Raw genomic sequence first — 20584 nt, forward strand, 5'->3', positions numbered from 1 at the left:
ATGGGAGGAAAACAGCAATGAATTTAATTCGGAATCAATGGAAAGACATTGTGACGAGCAAAAAACTACTGATCCCGATTTTAGCTGTCTTATTTATTCCACTGATTTATAGTGGTGTATTTTTAAAAGCTTACTGGGATCCATATGGTACAGTTGATCAATTACCTGTAGCGGTTGTCAACTTGGATGAAGGCAGTCATTATGACGGCAAAACCCTTCAAGTGGGCGATGATTTAGTGAAGGAATTGAAGAAAAACGATAGTTTTAAATGGCATTTTGTTGATAGTGAAGAAAAGGCCATCAAGGGGTTAAATAACGAAGACTATTATCTCGTCGTCGAGATTCCGAAAGATTTCTCGAAAAATGCGAGTACAGTACTAGACAAACATCCGAAAAAATCGAATCTGAAATATTATACGAATCCAGGCGCAAACTATGCTGCGTCTCAAATTGCGAATAACGCCATTATCAAATTAAAAGATTCGGTTTCAAAGGAAGTCACAGAAAATTATGCAGAGGTCATCTTTGATAACTTCAAAACGATTGCAAAAGGATTAGATCAAGCAAGCGATGGAGCGAAGAAAATTGATGACGGAACAAAAAGCGCAAAAGACGGTAGCCAAAAGTTAAAAGACAATCTGGCGAAATTGGCAGAAGGAACGTTAACGTATAGCGAAGGTGTTCATCAGTTTGCAGGAAAAATGGGTGAACTGAACACTGGAATTCAATCTCTTGATAGCGGTCTTGGTCAGCTCTTAACAGGCTATCAAACGATTGATCAGAAATTTGGTGAACTTGGCACAGGCATTGATACATTGACCGAAGGGTTAAACACAAGCCGTGAAGGACATGAGCAGCTTACTTCTAAAATGCCGCAATTCACAGCAGGCATTGAGCAGCTGAACAATAAAGCACAGTCATTTTCAGAAAAAATCGCTGCTGTGGAGAAAGTATTGTCTTCACCTGAATTAGCGAACCTTGAAAAGATGGCGCCTAAGATTGATCAGGTGAAAGAAGATGCAAAAACGTTTAGTACCAAACTTGCTTCTTTAAAAGAAGCATTATCTAATCGAGATGCAAAAGTAAAAAGTATTATTCAAAACAGCTCGATGACAGATGAAGAGAAAAAGGCGGCAATGGATCAGCTAGACAGTCTTCCTACAATCGAACTGCCTGATTTGTCTGGGCTTGAGCAAAGCTTAGCGGCGCTGCAGGAACTGCCTGACGCAAGTGAAGTTCAGTCTGCGGTTGCATCTGCAAAAGCACAGCTACAGCAAGTCAAGCAGCTGCCAGAGAAAACAGAACAGCTGTATACATCAACAGTCGCCATACAAAATGCGATTGATCAAATGACATCCGGTACGAATAAATTGTATCAAGGTGCACTGAAGCTTCAAACGGGTCAAGGGAAATTACAAGATGGCCTGCAAACAGCAAATGGAAAGCTTGACACAGCGAAAAGTGGTGCGGATAAACTGGCAAATGGTTCAAGTCAGCTTAGTGCAGCATTGAATAAACTAGAAAGTGGATCAGCGAGTATCCAAAGCAACTCATCTAAACTGGCTGAAGGGTCAAAATCCCTTGATAAAGGATTAGGTGACTTAAAAAGCGGGACTGGAAAGCTTTCTGATAAGCTAAAAAGCGCTGCAGATGAAACAGGAGACATTGATGCGGGGCAGGACAATTACAATATGATTGCAAGCCCAGTCAAAACAGAGAATGATACAGCGAAAAAAATTGATAACTATGGAACAGGGCTCACACCATATATTTTATCAATGGGACTCTTTGTTGGAGCTCTTATGCTGACTGTTGTATTCCCAATGAAAGATCCTGCCGGACGCCCTAGAAATGCGTTTGAATGGTTTGTCAGCAAATATAGTGTGCTTCTCTTAGTCGGTATCTTGCAGGCAGTGATTGCAAGCTCTATGCTCATCTTTGGACTTGGACTTGAGGTGGAAAGCCTCTGGCGCTTCTATCTCTTTGCGATCATCGTCAGTCTGACATTCCTAGCGATCATTCAGCTTCTTGCGACGACGATGGGGAATCCAGGTCGCTTCATTGCCGTCATTATCTTGGTTCTTCAGCTTGCAGCAAGTGCGGGTACATTCCCGCTTGAGCTTGTACCAAAATTCTTCCAAGTCATTCATAGTCTGCTTCCAATGACGTATACCATCAACGGATTTAGAACGATCATTGCAAGCGGTGATAACAGTTATTTATGGCACCAAGCAGCGATTCTTGGAACAGTAGCCATCATCATGATGGCTGCAACAACAGCATACTTTGCTTGGAACATAAGAAAAATGAAACAAGAAGAAGCTTAATCAAAAAAACCTTTCTCTTTCATGAGAAAGGTTTTTCATTTCAGATTGTTGACAAAGGGCTAAAATGAACTTTATTTTAGCCCTTTGTCTTCTTTTCAGCTCAGCGTGATAGAAAACCTTTGAATTCTAGGAAGGACGAGTACTGGCACAGAGCGAATTGACATTCGTGAGTACCAGCGCGCAGGACTGACACCGAATGCGAGGGTTTGTCTACACGCTGAAACCTTTCTCTTTCATGAGAAAGGTTTTTTCTATTAGAAATTAGACATCAGGAACCCGAAGCGATATATTTTAAGAAGGATGCTGAAAAAAGGCATGCTTGGAAAGAATTTCTTTTAGATGAAGGAGGATATGCCGAATGACAACGGAAGTAAATGAAACGATTCAGCTTATTCAAAAGCTTGTGTCGATCCCAAGTCCATCAGGAAATACTGAGAAAGTGATTGGCTTTGTCGAACGTTTTTTACAAGATTTAAATATTGAAACGAAGCGAAATCGAAAAGGCGGATTAATTGCCACCCTAAAAGGAACAGATGACAAGGAACACCGCATGCTGACAGCACATGTCGATACGCTCGGTGCGATGGTCAAAGAAATTAAATCAAATGGCCGGCTGCGTCTTGCACTCATTGGAGGCTTTCAATATAACTCGATAGAAGGCGAGTATTGTGAAATTGAAACAGTAACAGGCCGTACATACACAGGTACCATTCTGATGCATCAAACGTCCGTTCACGTATATGAGGATGCTGGAAAAGCGAAGCGAAATCAAGAAAATATGGAGATTCGCTTAGATGAGAAAGTGAAAAATGCAGACGATGTGCAAGCACTTGGCATTCAAGTAGGAGACTTTATCTCATTTGATCCTAGAGTGGAAGTGACGTCTTCAGGTTTTATTAAATCAAGACACCTTGATGATAAGGCAAGTGTGGCGTTGTTGCTGAGATTGATTCACCGCATTCAAACAGAGAACATCACATTGCCGCATACGACACATTTCTTAATTTCAAATAATGAAGAAATCGGATACGGTGGGAACTCGAATATCCCGGAAGAAACGGTGGAATATTTGGCTGTTGATATGGGAGCCATCGGTGATGGTCAATCAACCGATGAATACAGTGTGTCGATATGTGTGAAGGATTCTAGCGGTCCTTATCACTATGGTCTGCGCAAACATTTAGCAGCATTAGCTGAGGCAAATAAGATCGATTACCGCCTTGATATATACCCTTATTATGGCTCAGATGCGTCGGCAGCGATTCGAGCAGGGCATGATATCATTCATGGACTGATTGGACCTGGCATTGACTCTTCGCATGCCTTTGAAAGAACCCATGAAGACTCATTGATTCATACAGCCAATCTACTGTACCACTATGTTCAAAGCAAATTAATCACAGTATAAAAAAAGAACCCCGATCGCGGGGTTCTTTTTGATTAGCTTGAAAGCTGTGTTGGCTCAGGTACATCTTGTCCAGTCATCACGCGGTGTCCTTTTTCAGGGTCATATTGCCCTTCCCATTTAGACATCACGACAGCTGCAAGTGCATTACCAGTTAAGTTGACAACGGTTCTTGCCATATCCATGATACGATCAACACCTGCAATAAAGGCTAGACCTTCAGCAGGAACACCGATCGTTCCAAGTGTTGCAAGTAATACAACAAAGGATGTACCAGGAACGGCAGCCATTCCTTTTGATGTCACCATCAGTACAAGGATTAGTGTGAGCTGCTGTACGATCGTGAGGTCAATGCCATATACCTGCGCTAGGAAAAGCGCCGCAATGGCTTGATACAAGACGGAGCCGTCCAGATTAAACGTATAACCAATTGGGATAACAAAAGAAACAATTCCTTTTGGACACCCGATGCGCTCCATTTTATCCATGACTCTCGGTAAAACTGTTTCAGAGCTGGATGTACTAAAGGCGAGAAGCATTTCGTCTTTCATGTAAGCAAGAAATCTGAAAATATTGACGCCAATCATCTTTCCAATAATTCCGAATACAACGATAAGGAAGAGAGCGAGCGCAAAATAAACAAGACCTACGAGCTTACCTAATGAAACTAGAGATTCAAGACCAAATTTTGATACTGTCACACCAATGAGCGCGAACACACCAAATGGTGCAGCTTTCATCACAACATTGACGACATGGAACATCGCATGTGACACACCTTCAAAGAAGGCGAGCACTGGTTTGCCGCGTTCACCAATCGCTGAAACGCCAAGTGCGAATAATACAGTGAAGAAAATAATCGCAAGCAAATCACCTTCCGCCAATGATTGGAAGAAGTTCGTCGGAACGATATGAAGGAACGTATCAGCAACTGATTTACTGCTTTGTTCTTTTTCCGTTTCAACATACTGGCTAATATCCTGTTTTTCTGTATGTCCAAAGTCAACGCCTGCACCTGGTTGAACAAAGTTCGCAAGCACAAGACCAAGGATGATCGCAAACGTTGTGATAATTTCAAAATAAAGAATGGTTCTAAAACCAAGCTTCCCTACTTTTTTACCATCACCCGCACCTGCAACACCTAAAATTAAGCTAGATACGACAATCGGAATGACAATCATCTTAATGAGTCGTAAGAAGAAGTCTCCAATTGGTTTTAAATATGTCTCAACACCAGGGTTACCGAAAAAGATCGCACCAACCACGACACCGAGAATAAGACCGATTAGGATTTGAGTAGCTAATCCAAATTTTAATTTTTTCATAGATTTCCTCCCTAACATATTCATTAAAGGAATATTCCCATTATATTAAGTTTTAATATATGAATTAAAGTATAACTAAAATTAAAGAGGTTCGTCCACGATTAAATTATATTAAGAAAATACAAAATTATTTGAAAAAATGGACACTTCGAACCCCCTTCGTTGTTTTAAGTCAATAAAAAGTGCCTTCCGAACTAAAAGTCATCATATGAAAATACTAAAAAACCCTTCTGTACCAAGGGTTTTACCTTTTTACCTATTTTTCAGAAAAAATAAAAAGCACTTTTGACTCCAACTGACGATGGAGGAAAAAAGTGCTTTTTTATTCTATTTATTACCTTATTTAAGATAACTTACTTGTGAGCATTCCTCACATTCATTACCGTAACACTCGTGCTGTTCCATTAAATCATTTCCACATTTTGTGCATTTTTTTGAAGGCAAATTTCTAAAAAACTCAGTGATTTTTCCTAGCATTTGTCACCCTCCAATACGTTTTATTGCTATCATTGTATTATAACAGATTAATAATTGTCAATCTGTTTTGTAACAATAGGCAAGAAGAATGCTTTTTTTATGAAAAATGGGTATATTGTAAGAAGGGGATTTTTTGAAAAGGAGGAAATATGACGATGAAATTAACCGTGATTGGCTGCTACGGAGGATTTCCAGCAGCTGGTGAAGCCACATCAGGTTATCTTTTTGAATCAGATGGTTTTCGTCTGCTTGTCGACTGCGGGAGCGGAGTTCTGTCAAAGCTTCAGCAATACATTGATATAGAAGAACTAGATGCTGTACTCCTTTCTCATTATCATCACGATCATATTGCAGATATCGGACCTCTCCAATATGCGAAGCTAGTGGGTTATCATTTAGGAAAAAGCAGTGGTCCGCTGACGATCTACGGACACACCGGGGATCAAGCAGCATTTCAGCGGCTCTCTGATGATGTACATACAAAGACAAAACCTTATCAGCCGGAAGAGGGCATTCAAATCGGACCATTTCAAATTGATTTTTTGAAAACGGTTCATCCGGCAGAATGCTATGCGATGAGAATTCAGGCACATGAGGCTGTGGTGGTGTATACAGCCGACTCCAGCTATCAGGATGCATTTATCCCTTTTAGCAAGGATGCAGACTTACTTATTGCCGAAAGCAACTTTTACGCCGGACAAGACGGATCGGGTGCAGGACATATGAACAGTACTGAAGTAGGGAAGCTGGCTAGTGAAGCAAATGTTGGGGAGCTCATCATCACCCATCTGCCTCATTTCGGTCGGCATAAAGACCTAGTCAATGAAGCACAGGCGTTATATACTGGCAATATACAGCTTGCCCATTCAGGGCTTAGATGGAACAAGGAAGGAAGATAGAGATGCTGTTTATCGATAACGAGCAACATTATGACCCAATGATTAATTTAGCAATTGAAGAGTATTGCTTAAAATATTTAGATCCAGAAGAAACGTATTTGCTGTTTTACATCAACCAGCCGTCTATTATTATTGGAAAGAACCAAAATACAATAGAAGAAATCAACACAAAATATGTGGAAGACAATGGCATCAAAGTCGTTCGCCGGTTATCTGGCGGTGGTGCAGTTTACCATGACAAAGGAAACTTGAACTTCAGTTTTATTACAAAAGACGATGGGGACAGCTTTCATAACTTTAAAAAATTCACCGAGCCAGTCATCAAAGCGCTTGAAAAGCTTGGCGTCAAAGCGGAATTAAGCGGCAGAAATGACATCATGGCAGATGGGCGTAAAATCTCGGGGAATGCTCAATTTGCTACACGAGGACGTATCTTCAGTCATGGCACCCTATTATTTGATTCAGAAATCGAACATGTTGTCTCGGCATTAAATGTGAAGAAAGAAAAGATCGAATCAAAAGGCATCAAATCCATTAGAAGCAGGGTTGCGAATATTAGTGAACTGATGGATCAAAAGATGACAACAGAAGAATTTAGAAAAATTCTTTTAAGCTATATTTTTGACACGAACGGAGACGTGCCTGAGTATCAGCTGACAGAAAAGGATTGGGAGAAGATTCATGAGATTTCTCGTGATCGATACCAAAAATGGGAATGGAACTACGGCCGTTCACCTAAGTTTAACTTGCAGCACTCTAAGCGTTTTCCAGCTGGATCGATTGATCTTCGATTAGAAGTGAAAAAAGGCATCATTCAAGACTGCAAAATTTTTGGTGACTTCTTCGGTGTAGGGGATATTGCTGATATTGAGAAACGACTCATTGGGCAGCAATATGATCGCAAAACCATTAGTGATGTATTAGAAGACATGGATATGCGCCATTATTTTGGTAACGTATCAAAAGAAGATTTTCTGGATTTGATTTATTAAGCAAGGACAAGCACGGCTAGAGATAGCGGTGCTTTTTCTAATGAAAGGGATGAAAGCGGTTTACATTTGATCTTGTGGATTTTTTCGATTGTCTATTATAATAGAAAGGAGGAATGTTTGGTCATAAAATGAATGGCTATTCATTCATTGATGAAGTATAAGGGGTGGGAGAATGGATTTGATCAAAAATCTTGAGCAGACTGCGATGACCAAGGGAGAGAACGTCGCACTGATCTTTGAAGGGAACAAGTGGACCTATCGAGAACTGATGACAAGTATCGAACGTTTTGCAGATGGTTTAGTGAGCGAAGGGTTTCAAGCGGGAGATCATATCGCGCTGATTTTAGGAAATTCACCGCATTTTGTGATTTCATTTTTTGGTGCATTAAAGGCAGGGCTTGTTGTTGTACCTGTCAATCCAACATATACGCCAAGTGAAATTGGCTATATGCTGGTCACTGGTGATGTAAAAGGGATTGTTGCTCCGGATCAGCTTCTGCCGATATACGAGCAGGTGTATGAACAGCTTCCAGCGATTGAACGAGTCATTATTTGTGCTCAAAATGAATCTGCGTGTAGGTCAAGTTTAAAAGAAGTATCTGATCGTCTTGTTTTCTTCGGAAAGCTTGTGTCTGGAGATGCACCAGAAGCTGAGCATCCTTCCATACAACCTGACGATACGGCCGTTATTTTATTTACATCTGGCACAACAGGAAAACCAAAAGGGGCAATGCTCACTCATGTTAACCTTTATTCAAATGCAAGAGACATTGCGGAGTACCTGTCAATTGATGAGAAGGACAAGGTGATTGCTGCTTTGCCGATGTTCCATGTGTTTTGTTTGACCGTCTGTATGAATGCCCCTTTGATGCATGGAGCGACCATTTATGTCCTGCCGCATTTCAGCCCATCAGAGCTTTTACGAATGATGGAGAAAGAAAAACCAACGCTATTTGTGGGAGTTCCAACCATGTATAACTATTTATACCGCCAGGACGGTCATGAGGAAGCGATGAAGTCGGTGAGGATTTGTATATCAGGCGGTGCGTCCATGCCTGTTGCTTTACTTCACGGTTTTGAAGAAAAGTTCGGTGTCACGGTGCTAGAGGGCTATGGATTATCAGAGGCTTCCCCAGTGACGGCATTCAATCCCCTTGATGGAAAAAGAAAACCAGGCTCGGTCGGCACTGATATTATGAATGTGAAAAATAAGATTGTGAATGAACTTGGAGAGGAAGTTGGACCAAACGAAGTCGGAGAACTCATCGCAAAAGGGCCAAACATTATGAAAGGCTATTATCAAATGCCAGAAGACACAGAGGCGGCCCTGAAAGACGGCTGGCTGTACACAGGAGATTTGGCGAGAAGAGATGAAGACGGATATATTTATATCGTCGATCGAAAAAAGGATATGATTCTCGTTGGCGGGTATAATGTCTATCCAAGAGAAGTAGAAGAAGTGCTTTATCAACATGAAGCTGTAGCAGAAGCCGTTGTCATCGGTGTGCCAGATCCAAACACAGGAGAGGCTGTTGTCTGTTACATTTCCCCTAAGAAACATGCTCACATCAATCAAGAAGACATCATCACACATTGTTCACGCTATTTGGCGAAATATAAGCAGCCCCAAACGATCCATTTCATTGATGATATTCCAAAAAACACGACTGGTAAAATTTTAAGAAGAGCGCTAAAGGATAAGTACCAAGCAGAAACAAGTAAATAAAAAGGGAGCCTCTTGAAGAGACTCCTCAGATTGTTGACAAAGGGCTAAAATGTTGTTTATTTTAGCCCTTTGTCTTCTTTTCAGCGTGATAGAAAACCTTTGCAGCCCTAGGAAGGACGAGTACTGGCGCGGAGCGAATTTGACATTCGTGAGCACCAGCACGCAGGACTGACAAAGAATGCGAGGGTTTGTCTACACGCTGGGGAGTCTCCTATGAAGAGGCTCCTTTTTGAATCGCTTCTTGTACCTGTTTTCGAAAGGAATTTGACTGTTTTTGATTTAATTCATAATAGGTGCCGTCTACTAAAAAAACAACTTGAGAGCGGTTGGTCCATAGCTGAAAAGAAGTACCATTTGTCCGTCCGAACATGACCTTGGCGATATAATCTGGCTTTTTTACATTCTTTTTGAGATGGCTGCTTGTTTGTTTCCCTTTGTTTAATTGTTCAATTAGATCTTCAGTTGTATCTTTATCATCTATTTCATAAGAAATGGACTGGTTCGTCGGTGAAAGCAATAATTTCTCTGCTCGATTTTCATCGAAGATGTCACTTGTCCGGCTGAACACATAAAAGAAGGTAATCAGTAAAAGCCCAAAGATCACTATTCCTGCAAGGATTTTCTTCATGATGAACCTCCAACTCACTTTTTTATGGTTAGTTTCTCCGATTTTTGAACAGCATAATCATTTTTTCCACTCAAGCTTTTTCAGATAGGGCATGCTATGATTGAGCCACATGAGACAGGTTCTAAACAAAAACGTGCGTGATTACAATAGAGAGAAATGGAAAGGAGGCTGACCAGTGCGAGTACGCAAATGGGTAGCTCTTGCAACGGTAGCATACATATTGTACGGTCTTTTTATTTATTCTTACTTATTTCTAATGGGGGATTCATCTGTCCCTGACAGTGTGAAAGGGACAAGTGCAGACCCGCATACATTTATGACAAGCCATGAGCTTGTGATCAGTGGAAGTTACTCGAACATTCGTAACCTGTTGTACTTTATGACAATTCCTTTAGATTGGTATGTCTTTTTCCTTTTGCTCATTTCTGGGTTTTCAAGGAAATTAGCAGATTGGAGCTTGGCAGCAGCTCGTTTTCACCTTTTGAGCAAACTTGTGTATGTGTTTGTGCTGTCACTTTTGACGATGCTGATCACATTGCCGGTCAAGTGGGTGAGCTACCAGTTGTCCTTGCACTACGGTGTTTCAGCACAAAGCACGGCAAGTTGGCTAAAAGACCAAACGCTTGATTTTTGGATTCAATATCCGCTGCTTGTTCTATGCGCCATTGTGTTCTTTTGGCTCATTCAAAAGAAAAGGAAATATTGGTGGCTGTATGCTTGGTGTTTAACCGTTCCAGTTACACTGTTTCTCTTCTTTATACAGCCGGTCGTTATTGATCCACTCTACAATGATTTTTACCCATTGAAGGATCAGGCGCTTGAGAAAAAGATATTAACCCTTGCAGAGAAAGCACACATTCCAGCAGATCATGTATATGAAGTCAACATGTCAGAGAAAACAAACACGATGAATGCTTACGTCACAGGAATTGGTGAAAATAAGCGTATTGTTTTGTGGGATACGACACTTCAAAAGCTGAAAGACCGTGAAATCTTATTTATCATGGCGCATGAGATGGGACATTACGTGATGAAGCATGTGTATATCGGTTTAGCAGGATATTTAGTGCTGTCTCTGGTTGGATTTTTTGCCATTGACCGTCTTTATTTTTCCCTTTACCAAAAAGGCGCTTCTCCATTTCGTCTAAAGGCACCACATGACGTTGCTGCTCTTCCGCTTCTTTTGATCATTGTATCTATGCTGTCATTTGCTGCTTCTCCTTTTACAAATGCTGTGTCAAGGCATCAAGAACGTGCAGCTGATGAATACGCCGTGAACTTGACGAAAGATGGAGAGGCGGGGGTAACATCATTTCAAAAGCTTGCAAAATCAGGGCTTTCCCAAGTCAATCCGCCACTTTTAGTGAAAATATTCCGCTATGGACACCCGACGATGATGGAGAGAATCATCGATATGGAAAAAGCGGCGAAAAAAGAGGAAACATCGAAAAAGCAATAAATAAAAAATCCGGCTCAGTTAGCCGGATTTTTTTGTCACACTTATTTTAGTTAGAAGCTGCTTGAACGTTAATCAATCCTTTTCCATAATAGAACGAATTACCAAGCGGTGTTGCTGTATTTTCTAAGCGCTGACGAACCTGAGAAGTTGATAGATTCGGATACTTAGAAAGGATAAGCGCTGCTGCTCCTGCTACATGAGGAGATGCCATCGATGTTCCCGTATAAGATGTATATCCACTGCTTGGTACTGTACTTAAAATAGATGTACCAGGTGCAGAAACATCTAATTCAGGACCTGCGCTTGAAGACGAGTTTCTGACATTGTTGCTGTTCACGTTGGCAACAGCAATGGTTGAGTCGTATTTAGCAGGATAGCCAACGGTGCTAGTAGAGCCAGTTGAACCTGAATTCCCTGCTGCGGCAACGACAACTACTCCGCGGTTATTCGCTGTGTCTACAGCATTTTTAAGCGCTGTGGATCCGCTTGGGCCGCCTAAGCTCATATTGATGACATCCATGTTATTGGCAACAGCCCATTCAATACCGCTGATAATCCAGCTGTATTGTCCATCTCCGTTTCGATCTAACACTTTAACGGCATACAAGGAGGCGCTTGGCGCAACCCCAAGAACACCAATCGTGTTATCAAGGGCAGCAATGGTTCCGGCTACGTGAGTTCCGTGTGATTGAAAGTCTTGTGTGGCATTTGGCTCTGAAGGGACGAAGCTAGCACCGCCTGCAACATTTAAGTCAGGGTGTGCGGCGTGGATTCCAGTATCAAGGACAGCTACTTTGACGTTAGCACCTTTATAACCTTGAGCGTGTACGGCTGGAGCTTTGATTTGAGGGATACCATAAGGGACGGTTTGTGCATATGCTTCTGCTTTGTGGTCTTCTTCTACATAAGCAATGCTAGGGTCGTGTTCAAGTTTTTTTGCGGCTTGTTCAGACATCTTCACTTGTGCAGCATTAATGAGGCGGTATTGTTTTTCTAATTTCCCACCATTTTGTGTCACTGCTTGTTTCTTAGAGCTGTTTGTGGTGGCAGAAGCTTTAAAGCCAACGATATAGCTTTTTTCACTTTCTGACTTTGAGGCAGTCTCGGCATTTGCCATCGAGCCTCCAAACCCTGCTGAAAACAGAAGAGGGACAGCCAATAAAACACTTGTCATCACATTTTTCTTTTTCACGCACATTCCACATCCCTTTTTCTTATTTCAGAATAATCATCCGTAGTCTATAAGAATGATCCGTTTGATTATTCTGTATTTTCAGTTTAATAGAGGTAGGCAAATAAGAGTAGACCTGAATTTTTGTGGAAGTCCTAGCGAAAAATAGGGAATTAAGTCGCTTGGAAATGATGGTAAAATATGTTTATTGTGTGTTTTCAACGATTTTCTGTTAAAAAGGAATCGTGCTTTTTTTCTCATGATCTATTTGGGGATAAACATTCGATACCCGAAATGCTATAAAATAGGTAGAAAAGGCTATCATCTATTTCGAATTTCGATATAAAAAAATATTATTTTATCATTATTTTTGACATGAAAAAGAACCTGCTTTGGAAACAGGTTCTTTAAGAAGGGGCAGATTGTGTTAAATGGCTGACCACGTTGTAATCGTTCACCTTCCATTCACCATCTGTCCATTCCACATAATTTAAGCAGGCATTGACAAGTCTAGTGTCCTGAATACCCATATGTTCGTCAGCTAGTGCGGTGAGTAAGGCATGGATGGCAGCCCCGTGTGCCACGACTAATACTCGTTTATCTGGGTAGGTTGCTCTCACTTTTTCAATACCTTCTAGCATTCGATCTTGAAGTGCCGATAGTGGTTCCATATTTGGATACTGTTTATTAGGAAACAGCTTCTGACGTTCCTCAAATGACATGCCTTCAGCGTCGCCATAATCACGTTCAATAAAATCGTCCATGATCACGAGCGGTGCATGTACATGCTGTAAAATCAAATGAGCTGTTTCTTTTGCCCTTGATAGCGGACTGGAAATGACAACATCCCAGTGGGCATCTTTTAGGTAAAGACCGGTTTGTTCCGCTTGCCATTTACCAGTGTCATTTAAAGGGATATCTGTTCGTCCTTGAATTCGTTTTGCTGCATTCCAATCGGTTTCACCATGTCTGACTAGGCAAATTGCTGTCAATCAAATCCCGCCTTTTCTATCTTTTCTTCTATTATACTAAAACAGAAGAAGAATGACTGGATCAGCGATTTGTCAGACTCGTTAAGGACTCGACCGAACTTGCCACTTGGGACACTGTTTGTTTGACTTCTTTCAATTCGTTTAGGAATGTTTGCAAATCTATTTCAATTTTTCCGTTTTGGTTTTTGCTTAAGTTCATGCTGCTGACGATATCATCGAATAGAGAGTTGATTTGGGTCATTTTTTCTTTACTGTCTGTCACAAGTAAATTCACGTCAGCAATATGCTGTGACACAATGGCGATTTGTGAATTTGTGTTGTTGACGAGCTCAGATACAGTTGAAACCGTTTTCTTTGTATCCTCTGATAATTTGCGAACCTCGTTTGCAACGACAGCAAAGCCTTTGCCATGTTCACCTGCTCGAGCTGATTCGATTGAAGCGTTTAAAGATAGTAAATTCGTTTGCTCCGCAATACCTGTGACAATCCCAAAAATTTGTTCAATTTGTTTCGCAATTTCTTCTAAGCGCTTAATCTCTGTTTCAATCTTTGTCATGCTGCCATCAATTTGATTCATTTGCGTCTGCTGAATTTCTAACTCTTTTTTACCGCCAATTGATTTCTCTTCAACTTGTGCTGAAATCTTTGTGCCAGCCTGTGACATGTCCGCCATCTCATCAGATTTTGATACAAGTTTGTCCACTGCATTTGTTGTGTTTGAGAAGAGAGAAGCAAGCGAATTAGATGTTTCTGTAATTTTTGTATGAAGCTCTTTTTGCTGTACTTCTGCTTCATCACGAACTTTAGAGTATTCATTTTGGAACGTATCTAGGACAAGCTGTTGCTCTAGATTTAAAATTTTCGTCGTCGCTTTCACTGCCGTCTGATATTCTTTGAAATCTTGGATATGCTGGGCAAATAAATCCATAATGGATAGCAAAAGGTCTTGGAAGGCTGCCATATACCATTTAGGTTGAAGCCCAATTCTTAAATGAACTTGTGCAATTTTAATTCTTTTGGCCACATAAGATTCGTCAATCACACCAGCAAACATTTCACTAATATGAATGCGTAGTGTTTTCTTTAGACGCTCGACTGAGCTGTTATCTTGAATGATGTGCATCAAGGAAGACTCGACTTCTAGGTTTTTATAAAATTTATCGACGATATGTTCAATTTCATCTTGAACGATTGGATTCAGCTGTTTCAAGATAAAAAGGTCTTGCTGCGTCAAATCAATCATTTTAATTTGTTTGACAATGTCCGTATTCTCCGAAAAATTGATTCGTTTTATCCCATCATCCTGCTGTGTGAAAAAAGCAGTGTTTTTCTTTTTACTCTCTTTTTTAAATAACAATGTGTTTGTCCCCCCATGATCATCAAAAATATCAGACTTTATGTTTTTTATCGGATAATATTGGATTTTTTAAAGGGGAACAGTGAAATTTTACTGTTCTTTATATGACCTTTTCAGTGGTTTTTTAGCCGGGCCTTCTACTACTTCTCCCGTAATGGAGAAACGAGACCCGTGACAAGGACAGTCCCATGTGCGGTCACTATTATTCCAAGCGACTTCACAGCCTAAGTGAGTACAGGTTGTATCGACAAGAAAGAGATCGCCGTCCTCTGACTTAAAGGCACCACATTTTTTATGCTCATAAGACACAATCCCTCCTTCACCCGGTTTTAAATCATCAATTGTTTGATCAGCTCGCTTTAATTTACCGCTGATCAGCTTTGCTGCAACATTGGTGTTTTCTTTGATAAAGTCTTTTACGAATGGGTCTGACACGAGTCTTGATGGAGTAAAGATGGATTCGTAAGGATTCGATTTTCCTTCGATCAAATCTCCGATCAGTGTCGCTGCCACGTGGCTTGTGGTCATGCCCCATTTTCTAAATCCTGTTGCCACAAAAATATTCGAATGATGTTTTGTCAGGCGGCCAATATAAGGAATTTGATCCATTGTGACCATATCATGTGTGGACCAGCGGTAAAGGACTTCCTTTATTCCAAGGGTGGCTTCACCAAACTTTTCTAGTGCTTCATAGTGTGCGGATTCATCTCCGCCTTGTCCGGTTTTATGGCCTTGTCCACCGATGAGCACGACATCTTCTCCATGGAATTTCGCCGTTCTTAATGAATGGGCAGGCTGATCAATTCCTAAGTACATGCCGTTTGGGAGCGGTTTTTTTGTTTTGGCTGCGACGACATAAGATTGCTCAGGATGGATTCGCGTGAAATACAGTCCTTTGCCATCGTAAAAAGGAAAGTGTGAGCATGAAATGATAGAGCGCCCCATCAGATGATGGCCACTTTTTGTGATGACAGCAGGGTGTTTTCCTTCTTTTACATCGACTGCCGTTGTCTGTTCAAATATGCGCACGCCTCGGTCAATGAGCTGATCGATCAGTGCATGAAGATAATGAAGAGGATGAAATTGTGCCTGCTGCGTCATGGCGAGGGCTGCCTTGATGCCAGCATCAAACGGGAGCGCTGTTTTCCATTCGCGATCGATACCGAGCTGTTTATACGCATCTAATTCCTTCTTTAACTTTTTGACGCCGTTTTCTTCTGTTGTATAAAGGTAAGCATCTTTTACCTCAAGCTGACAATCAATGTCATACTCTTTCACACGTGCTTGGATGAGCTCCTTTGCTTTTTCATTTGCTTCTACATATAAACGGGCTTTCGGCATACCAATATGCTGAATCAGCTCATGATAGTAAACATCATGCTGGGAGGTAATTTTCGCTGTCGTATGTCCAGTGGTTCCTTGCAATACTTGATCAGCATCTATGATGATGACATCCAGCCCGCGTTCTGTCATTTCAAATGCAGTAGCGATACCTGTAATACCGGCACCGACAATGATGACATCTGCTGTAAGATCTTCGCTGACAGTAGGAAAAGAGGGCTTCTCACTATCAGCTAGCCATAACGACTTTGCTTGTTCCGATCCTTTATGTTCTTGTTCCATGTTGTCGCCTCCAGTCACTTGTTGTGTATAATTTTTCCACGATGCTGAAAATCATACATTTTAATGGAAACAAGAGCGAAATACATAAAAAAATGAGCAACACATAAAAATAAACGAGATAAAAAGGAAGGAGTGGACTGACGTGTCAACAAAGCAGCCAAAGAAAACGTTACCGCCTCAGCATCAGAACGAACGTCCAGGACTTGAATATAAAATGAACCCTAGACCTATCTTTGATCGAGAGGTGCAAGGCAAAAAGCTGACAGGGAAAACGGCGATTGTCACAGGTGGAGACAGCGGGATTGGAAGAGCAGTATCTGTCTTATTTGCGAAAGAAGGAGCCAATGTAGCAATTGTTTATTTGAATGAACATCGCGATGCGGAAGAAACGAAGGACTATATTGAAAAGATGGGAGGACGCGTCATTTTAATAGCAGGTGACCTAGGGGATGAAGCTTTTTCAAACGAGGTCGTCAAAAAAACAAAAGATGCTTTCGGTTCGATTCATATTTTGGTCAACAACGCAGGTGAACAGCATCCGCAAAAAAGCATTGAACAGATTACCTCTCACCAGCTTCTTCGGACATTTCAAACGAATATATTTGCCATGTTCTATTTAACAAAAGCGGTGCTCCCTCATTTAAAGAAAGGAAGCAGTATTATTAATACAGCATCGGTCACTGCTTATAAAGGTCATGAAACCTTAATTGATTATTCATCGACAAAAGGGGCGGTTGTAACGTTTACAAGATCATTATCTCTATCTCTTATCAAACAAGGGATTCGGGTAAATGGGGTAGCGCCTGGACCGATTTGGACACCGCTGATTCCATCCACATTTACGGAAAAGGAAGTGTCTGAATTTGGTGGAGATGTCCCAATGGAGCGGCCTGGTGAGCCAGTAGAGTTAGCGCCGAGTTATTTATTTTTAGCGAGCGAAGACTCTTCTTATATGAATGGACAAATGATTCATGTGAATGGCGGAACCATATTAAATGGATAAAAACAAAAAACTTGCGGTAAAGAGACAAGTTTCTGTCTCTCTGCCGCAAGTAAAATCATCATGATTGATGTAAGCAATGTTCTGCATATTGAGCTGACAGGTCATTAAAACGCTTTTCATCACGCTGATCTAGAGCCTTGTCAATCTCTTCTCTAAGGAAGGTTAAGCGCTGTTTATAAAGCGCCTCATCTAAAACCATTTGAATATAAATGTCTAAAATAGTAACGCCATTCTCTTCGGTTTTTTGGGTGTTGCGGGACTTCATGAGCTCAGCATACGTTTTTTTCTCTTTCATAAAGAATCCCCCCGATGCCTTTTTTATAGTATATGGATTGGCGGAGAAAAAATCAACAAGAATTTATAATTTTTAGACAATTTATTTTTGAGCCATATCGACACCCCTTGTCCAGTCGACAAGATACGATATATCTTTAAAAATGGCTTTTAGATAGATCGAATGTACTAAAAAATATGATAAAAAGATGATTTTAAATAAATATTGAAAAAATCCTGTCGTTTCTTATACGTTGGTGATAGATTAATAGTATCTAAAATAACCAAAAATTAACACAGGAGGAAATGAAGTGTCAGGAATTAGTGAAACACCATTAGATTCATACGTCATTAATCAAACAACAATGGCGGTCCTTCCGGTTGAAGAAGGAAAACGAGTATATTCAAAAGTGATCGAAAGAGAGACAAGCTTTTACGTTGAATTAAAGCCGCTGCAAATTATAGAACGCAGTTGCAGGTTCTTTGGCTCAAGCTATGCAGGCAGAAAAGCGGGAACATACGAAGTAACAGGAATTTCCCACAAGCCTCCCATCGTGATTGACTCATCCAATCATCTGTATTTCTTCCCAACCTATTCATCCAACCGCCCTCAATGCGGATGGATCTCCCACAAATACATTCATATCTTTCAGGAATCATCCCTCGGAGACACGGTTGTTACTTTTACAAATGAGCAATCGGTCAAACTAGATGTCTCATATAAGTCATTTGAGAGTCAGGTACACCGAACAGCGTATCTTCGAACGAAATTTCAAGATCGACTTGATGGAGGTCTTCCTAAGAAACAAGAATTTATGCTGTATCCAAAGGAACAGCAGCTCAACCTTGTGTATGATTTTATCTTAAGAGAACTTCGTAATCGTTATTAGTGAGAGATCAGCGGCAGACAGCCGCTGGACTGCTTACTCATTGCCATCACTTTTTTGCAGAAAAAACCATTGATTATCGTATAAAAAAATATATAATTTATCTATATCGTATAATTTTTTATACAATGAAAGGGGTCATGGGGATGATGTATGAAGAGCTGGATACGCCGGCACTACTCATTGATAAAAGGGTGATGATGGAGAATGTAGCGGCGATGCAGCAATACGCAGACCGTCAGCATGTCAAATTGCGCCCTCATACGAAAACGCATAAAACGCCTGCACTTGCCAAGCTGCAGGAAGAGAAAGGTGCATCTGGCATTACGGTGGCGAAAGTAGGAGAGGCTGAAGTAATGGCAGCCCATGGGCTCAAGGATATTTTTATCGCCAATCAAATTGTAGGTGAGACTAAACTCAAGCGGATTCGTAAACTGGCAGAGTCGATACAGATTTCATTCGGTATAGATTGTGTTGAGCATGTGAAGCAGATTGAGCAAGTCTTTTGTGAATCAGAGAAAAAAGCGGAGGTTTTAATTGAGATAGAGGTTGGAGAGGGAAGGTCTGGTGTCATTGAAGAACGTGATTTCTGCCACATATTAGAGGCGATTCAAACAAGTGATGCCGTTCATTTAAAGGGGATTTTTTCTCATGATGGCCATACGTATCAAGCGGAAAGTAAAGCACATTGCCGGACATTATACAAGGAGGCTGTAAATCGAACGCTCCGTTTTGCGCAGATTGCAGAAGAAGCTGGTATGCCGATAGAGATCGTCAGTATTGGATCAACACCGCCATTTTTATTTCAATTTGATATTCCAAAAGGAGTCACAGAAATACGGCCAGGCACATACATCTTGATGGATGCTTCCCAGTCCAATGTAATCGGCACATATTCACATTGTGCAGCATCTGTGCTGACGACGGTCATTAGTAAACCGACAGAGCGTCGGGTGATTACAGATGTAGGGGCCAAGGGGCTGACGGCACAAACACGTACAAAAGGGCTGACGAAAACAGAGGGCTTAGGCAAAGTGAAAGAATATGATGATGTATTTGTTTCAAGCGTATTTGACGAGCATGCCATTATCTATCATGAAGGCTTTCGTCAAAGTGTACAGATCGGTGAGAAGGTGCAAATTATTCCGAACCACATCTGTCCTGCTGTGAATCTTCATGAAAAAGCATACCTCATTCAAGATGGTGAAGTGGTAGAAGAGCTGGAGATTGCTTGTAAAGGAAAGCTGCAATAAATTGGTAGGGTCATAAAAGGCGCCGAAAGGGGTCTTTTTTATTTGAGAAAAAATGACGACGATGAAATAGATTGAAACCAAACGTGCCTCTCTCGTCGTCTATTGACTGTATCATCATGAAATGGCAGGGAAATGTGAACCATTAGAAGGATTTTCATTCATTTCCGCATAAATCACAGAAGTGATACATGCGGTCTGTTACAATAAAAACAAGTCATTTCTTGCAATGTGTTCGTATGAGGTAAAAGTTGATCATATTTGACCGATATGAACAAATGGGAAAGAGAAATGGGGGCCCTGTATGAAAAAACGATGGCATTTGATGCTGCTATTTACCGTGACAGTGACACTACTCACGGCCTGCAATCAAGCAGGTCAGCCGCCTTCAAAACAAAACACAAAAGAAGCTGCGTATGAACAATGGGTTCAGCGTTATATGGATGAGTTAAATGAAGCATATGAAAACATGACCGATCAATTTATTTCGGATGGACATGGAAAAATTCAAGTAAATGAAAAATTGACAAAAGCGACGAAAGCATTCGACCGTGTCATTCAAAAAGGGCTTACTCATCAAGAAGTGCCAGCTGTGTATCAAAAGGCAGACAAACAATTAAAGACAGGTCTTGCTTCATTTGAAAAAGGAATTAGCAAGGTAGAGCAGCTGTTGAAGCGTCCTGATCAAGAAAAGCTGTTTATGTCAGCAACTCAACATTTTCAAGATGGATTGCAAGAGACAGCCTCTTTCATTGAAGAAGTAGGAAACGTTCAGCAATCACAATGAAAA

At 41.0% G+C, this 20584-nt stretch carries 18 protein-coding genes; 10 read left to right on the forward strand and 8 right to left on the reverse strand.

What is annotated here, in order from left to right:
* Window positions 1-17: 17 nt before the first annotated feature.
* Complete coding sequence (locus ABG082_RS05005; protein ID WP_348936622.1) at window positions 18-2327, forward strand: YhgE/Pip domain-containing protein; 2310 nt, start codon at window positions 18-20, stop codon at window positions 2325-2327.
* Between the two features lie 358 nt (window positions 2328-2685).
* Window positions 2686-3735 (forward strand): M42 family metallopeptidase, encoded by a 1050-nt coding sequence (locus ABG082_RS05010; protein WP_024720001.1) that lies wholly within the window; start codon window positions 2686-2688, stop codon window positions 3733-3735.
* A gap of 32 nt (window positions 3736-3767) precedes the next feature.
* Here the strand turns inward: ABG082_RS05010 and ABG082_RS05015 are convergent, their stop codons facing one another.
* Entirely contained in the window at window positions 3768-5057 is a 1290-nt protein-coding gene (locus tag ABG082_RS05015; RefSeq protein WP_008348850.1) for a cation:dicarboxylase symporter family transporter, read from the reverse strand.
* Between the two features lie 339 nt (window positions 5058-5396).
* Window positions 5397-5534: a protein YhfH gene (yhfH, locus tag ABG082_RS05020; RefSeq protein ID WP_008359029.1), complete on the reverse strand. Its 138-nt coding sequence runs from the start codon at window positions 5532-5534 to the stop codon at window positions 5397-5399.
* A 155-nt stretch (window positions 5535-5689) separates the two neighbouring features.
* On the opposite strand from yhfH, the gene ABG082_RS05025 reads away from it, so the two are divergent.
* From ABG082_RS05025 to ABG082_RS05035, 3 genes are all read left to right on the forward strand, one after another.
* Window positions 5690-6433 (forward strand): MBL fold metallo-hydrolase, encoded by a 744-nt coding sequence (locus ABG082_RS05025; protein ID WP_056705114.1) that lies wholly within the window; start codon window positions 5690-5692, stop codon window positions 6431-6433.
* Between the two features lie 2 nt (window positions 6434-6435).
* Complete coding sequence (locus ABG082_RS05030) at window positions 6436-7425, forward strand: lipoate--protein ligase (protein WP_008348846.1); 990 nt, start codon at window positions 6436-6438, stop codon at window positions 7423-7425.
* 172 nt (window positions 7426-7597) lie between these two features.
* Window positions 7598-9151 carry a fatty acid--CoA ligase family protein gene (locus tag ABG082_RS05035; RefSeq protein WP_056705118.1) on the forward strand — a complete coding sequence of 518 codons (1554 nt, stop codon included), beginning with the start codon at window positions 7598-7600 and terminating at the stop codon, window positions 9149-9151.
* Window positions 9152-9362: 211 nt separating this feature from the next.
* Here the strand turns inward: ABG082_RS05035 and ABG082_RS05040 are convergent, their stop codons facing one another.
* Complete coding sequence (locus tag ABG082_RS05040) at window positions 9363-9779, reverse strand: hypothetical protein (RefSeq protein WP_007497192.1); 417 nt, start codon at window positions 9777-9779, stop codon at window positions 9363-9365.
* A gap of 175 nt (window positions 9780-9954) precedes the next feature.
* Here ABG082_RS05040 and ABG082_RS05045 point away from each other — a divergent pair, with 175 nt between their 5' ends.
* Window positions 9955-11238, forward strand: a complete 1284-nt coding sequence (locus ABG082_RS05045) for a M48 family metallopeptidase (RefSeq protein WP_008348815.1) — start codon at window positions 9955-9957, stop codon at window positions 11236-11238.
* A 46-nt stretch (window positions 11239-11284) separates the two neighbouring features.
* Here ABG082_RS05045 and ABG082_RS05050 read toward each other — a convergent pair whose 3' ends face one another.
* The 4 genes from ABG082_RS05050 to ABG082_RS05065 form a co-directional block, all read right to left on the reverse strand.
* Window positions 11285-12430, reverse strand: a complete 1146-nt coding sequence (locus ABG082_RS05050; RefSeq protein ID WP_039962807.1) for a S8 family peptidase — start codon at window positions 12428-12430, stop codon at window positions 11285-11287.
* 386 nt (window positions 12431-12816) lie between these two features.
* Window positions 12817-13401: a histidine phosphatase family protein gene (locus tag ABG082_RS05055; protein WP_019743332.1), complete on the reverse strand. Its 585-nt coding sequence runs from the start codon at window positions 13399-13401 to the stop codon at window positions 12817-12819.
* 61 nt (window positions 13402-13462) lie between these two features.
* Window positions 13463-14758, reverse strand: coding sequence for a globin-coupled sensor protein (locus tag ABG082_RS05060; protein ID WP_019743333.1), 1296 nt, complete (start codon window positions 14756-14758; stop codon window positions 13463-13465).
* Between the two features lie 90 nt (window positions 14759-14848).
* The gene (locus tag ABG082_RS05065) at window positions 14849-16381 is read right to left on the reverse strand and encodes an FAD-dependent oxidoreductase (RefSeq protein WP_348936623.1); all 1533 of its coding nucleotides are present in this window, start codon (window positions 16379-16381) and stop codon (window positions 14849-14851) included.
* A gap of 142 nt (window positions 16382-16523) precedes the next feature.
* Here ABG082_RS05065 and ABG082_RS05070 point away from each other — a divergent pair, with 142 nt between their 5' ends.
* Complete coding sequence (locus ABG082_RS05070; protein ID WP_348936624.1) at window positions 16524-17384, forward strand: SDR family oxidoreductase; 861 nt, start codon at window positions 16524-16526, stop codon at window positions 17382-17384.
* Between the two features lie 58 nt (window positions 17385-17442).
* On the opposite strand, the gene ABG082_RS05075 is transcribed toward ABG082_RS05070, so the two are convergent.
* A complete protein-coding gene (locus ABG082_RS05075; protein WP_008348804.1) occupies window positions 17443-17679 on the reverse strand; it encodes an IDEAL domain-containing protein in 237 nt (78 codons plus the stop codon).
* Window positions 17680-17968: 289 nt separating this feature from the next.
* On the opposite strand from ABG082_RS05075, the gene ABG082_RS05080 reads away from it, so the two are divergent.
* The 3 genes from ABG082_RS05080 (at window position 17969) to ABG082_RS05090 (ending at window position 20581) form a co-directional block, all read left to right on the forward strand.
* A complete protein-coding gene (locus ABG082_RS05080; protein WP_017366958.1) occupies window positions 17969-18547 on the forward strand; it encodes a competence protein ComK in 579 nt (192 codons plus the stop codon).
* A 143-nt stretch (window positions 18548-18690) separates the two neighbouring features.
* A complete protein-coding gene (locus ABG082_RS05085; RefSeq protein WP_282833500.1) occupies window positions 18691-19797 on the forward strand; it encodes a D-TA family PLP-dependent enzyme in 1107 nt (368 codons plus the stop codon).
* A 301-nt stretch (window positions 19798-20098) separates the two neighbouring features.
* Entirely contained in the window at window positions 20099-20581 is a 483-nt protein-coding gene (locus tag ABG082_RS05090) for a hypothetical protein (RefSeq protein ID WP_008348662.1), read from the forward strand.
* The last annotated feature ends 3 nt before the right edge of the window (window positions 20582-20584 follow it).

Source organism: Bacillus sp. BS1807G30 (assembly GCF_040047675.1).
GTDB classification, from domain to species: domain Bacteria; phylum Bacillota; class Bacilli; order Bacillales; family Bacillaceae; genus Bacillus; species Bacillus altitudinis.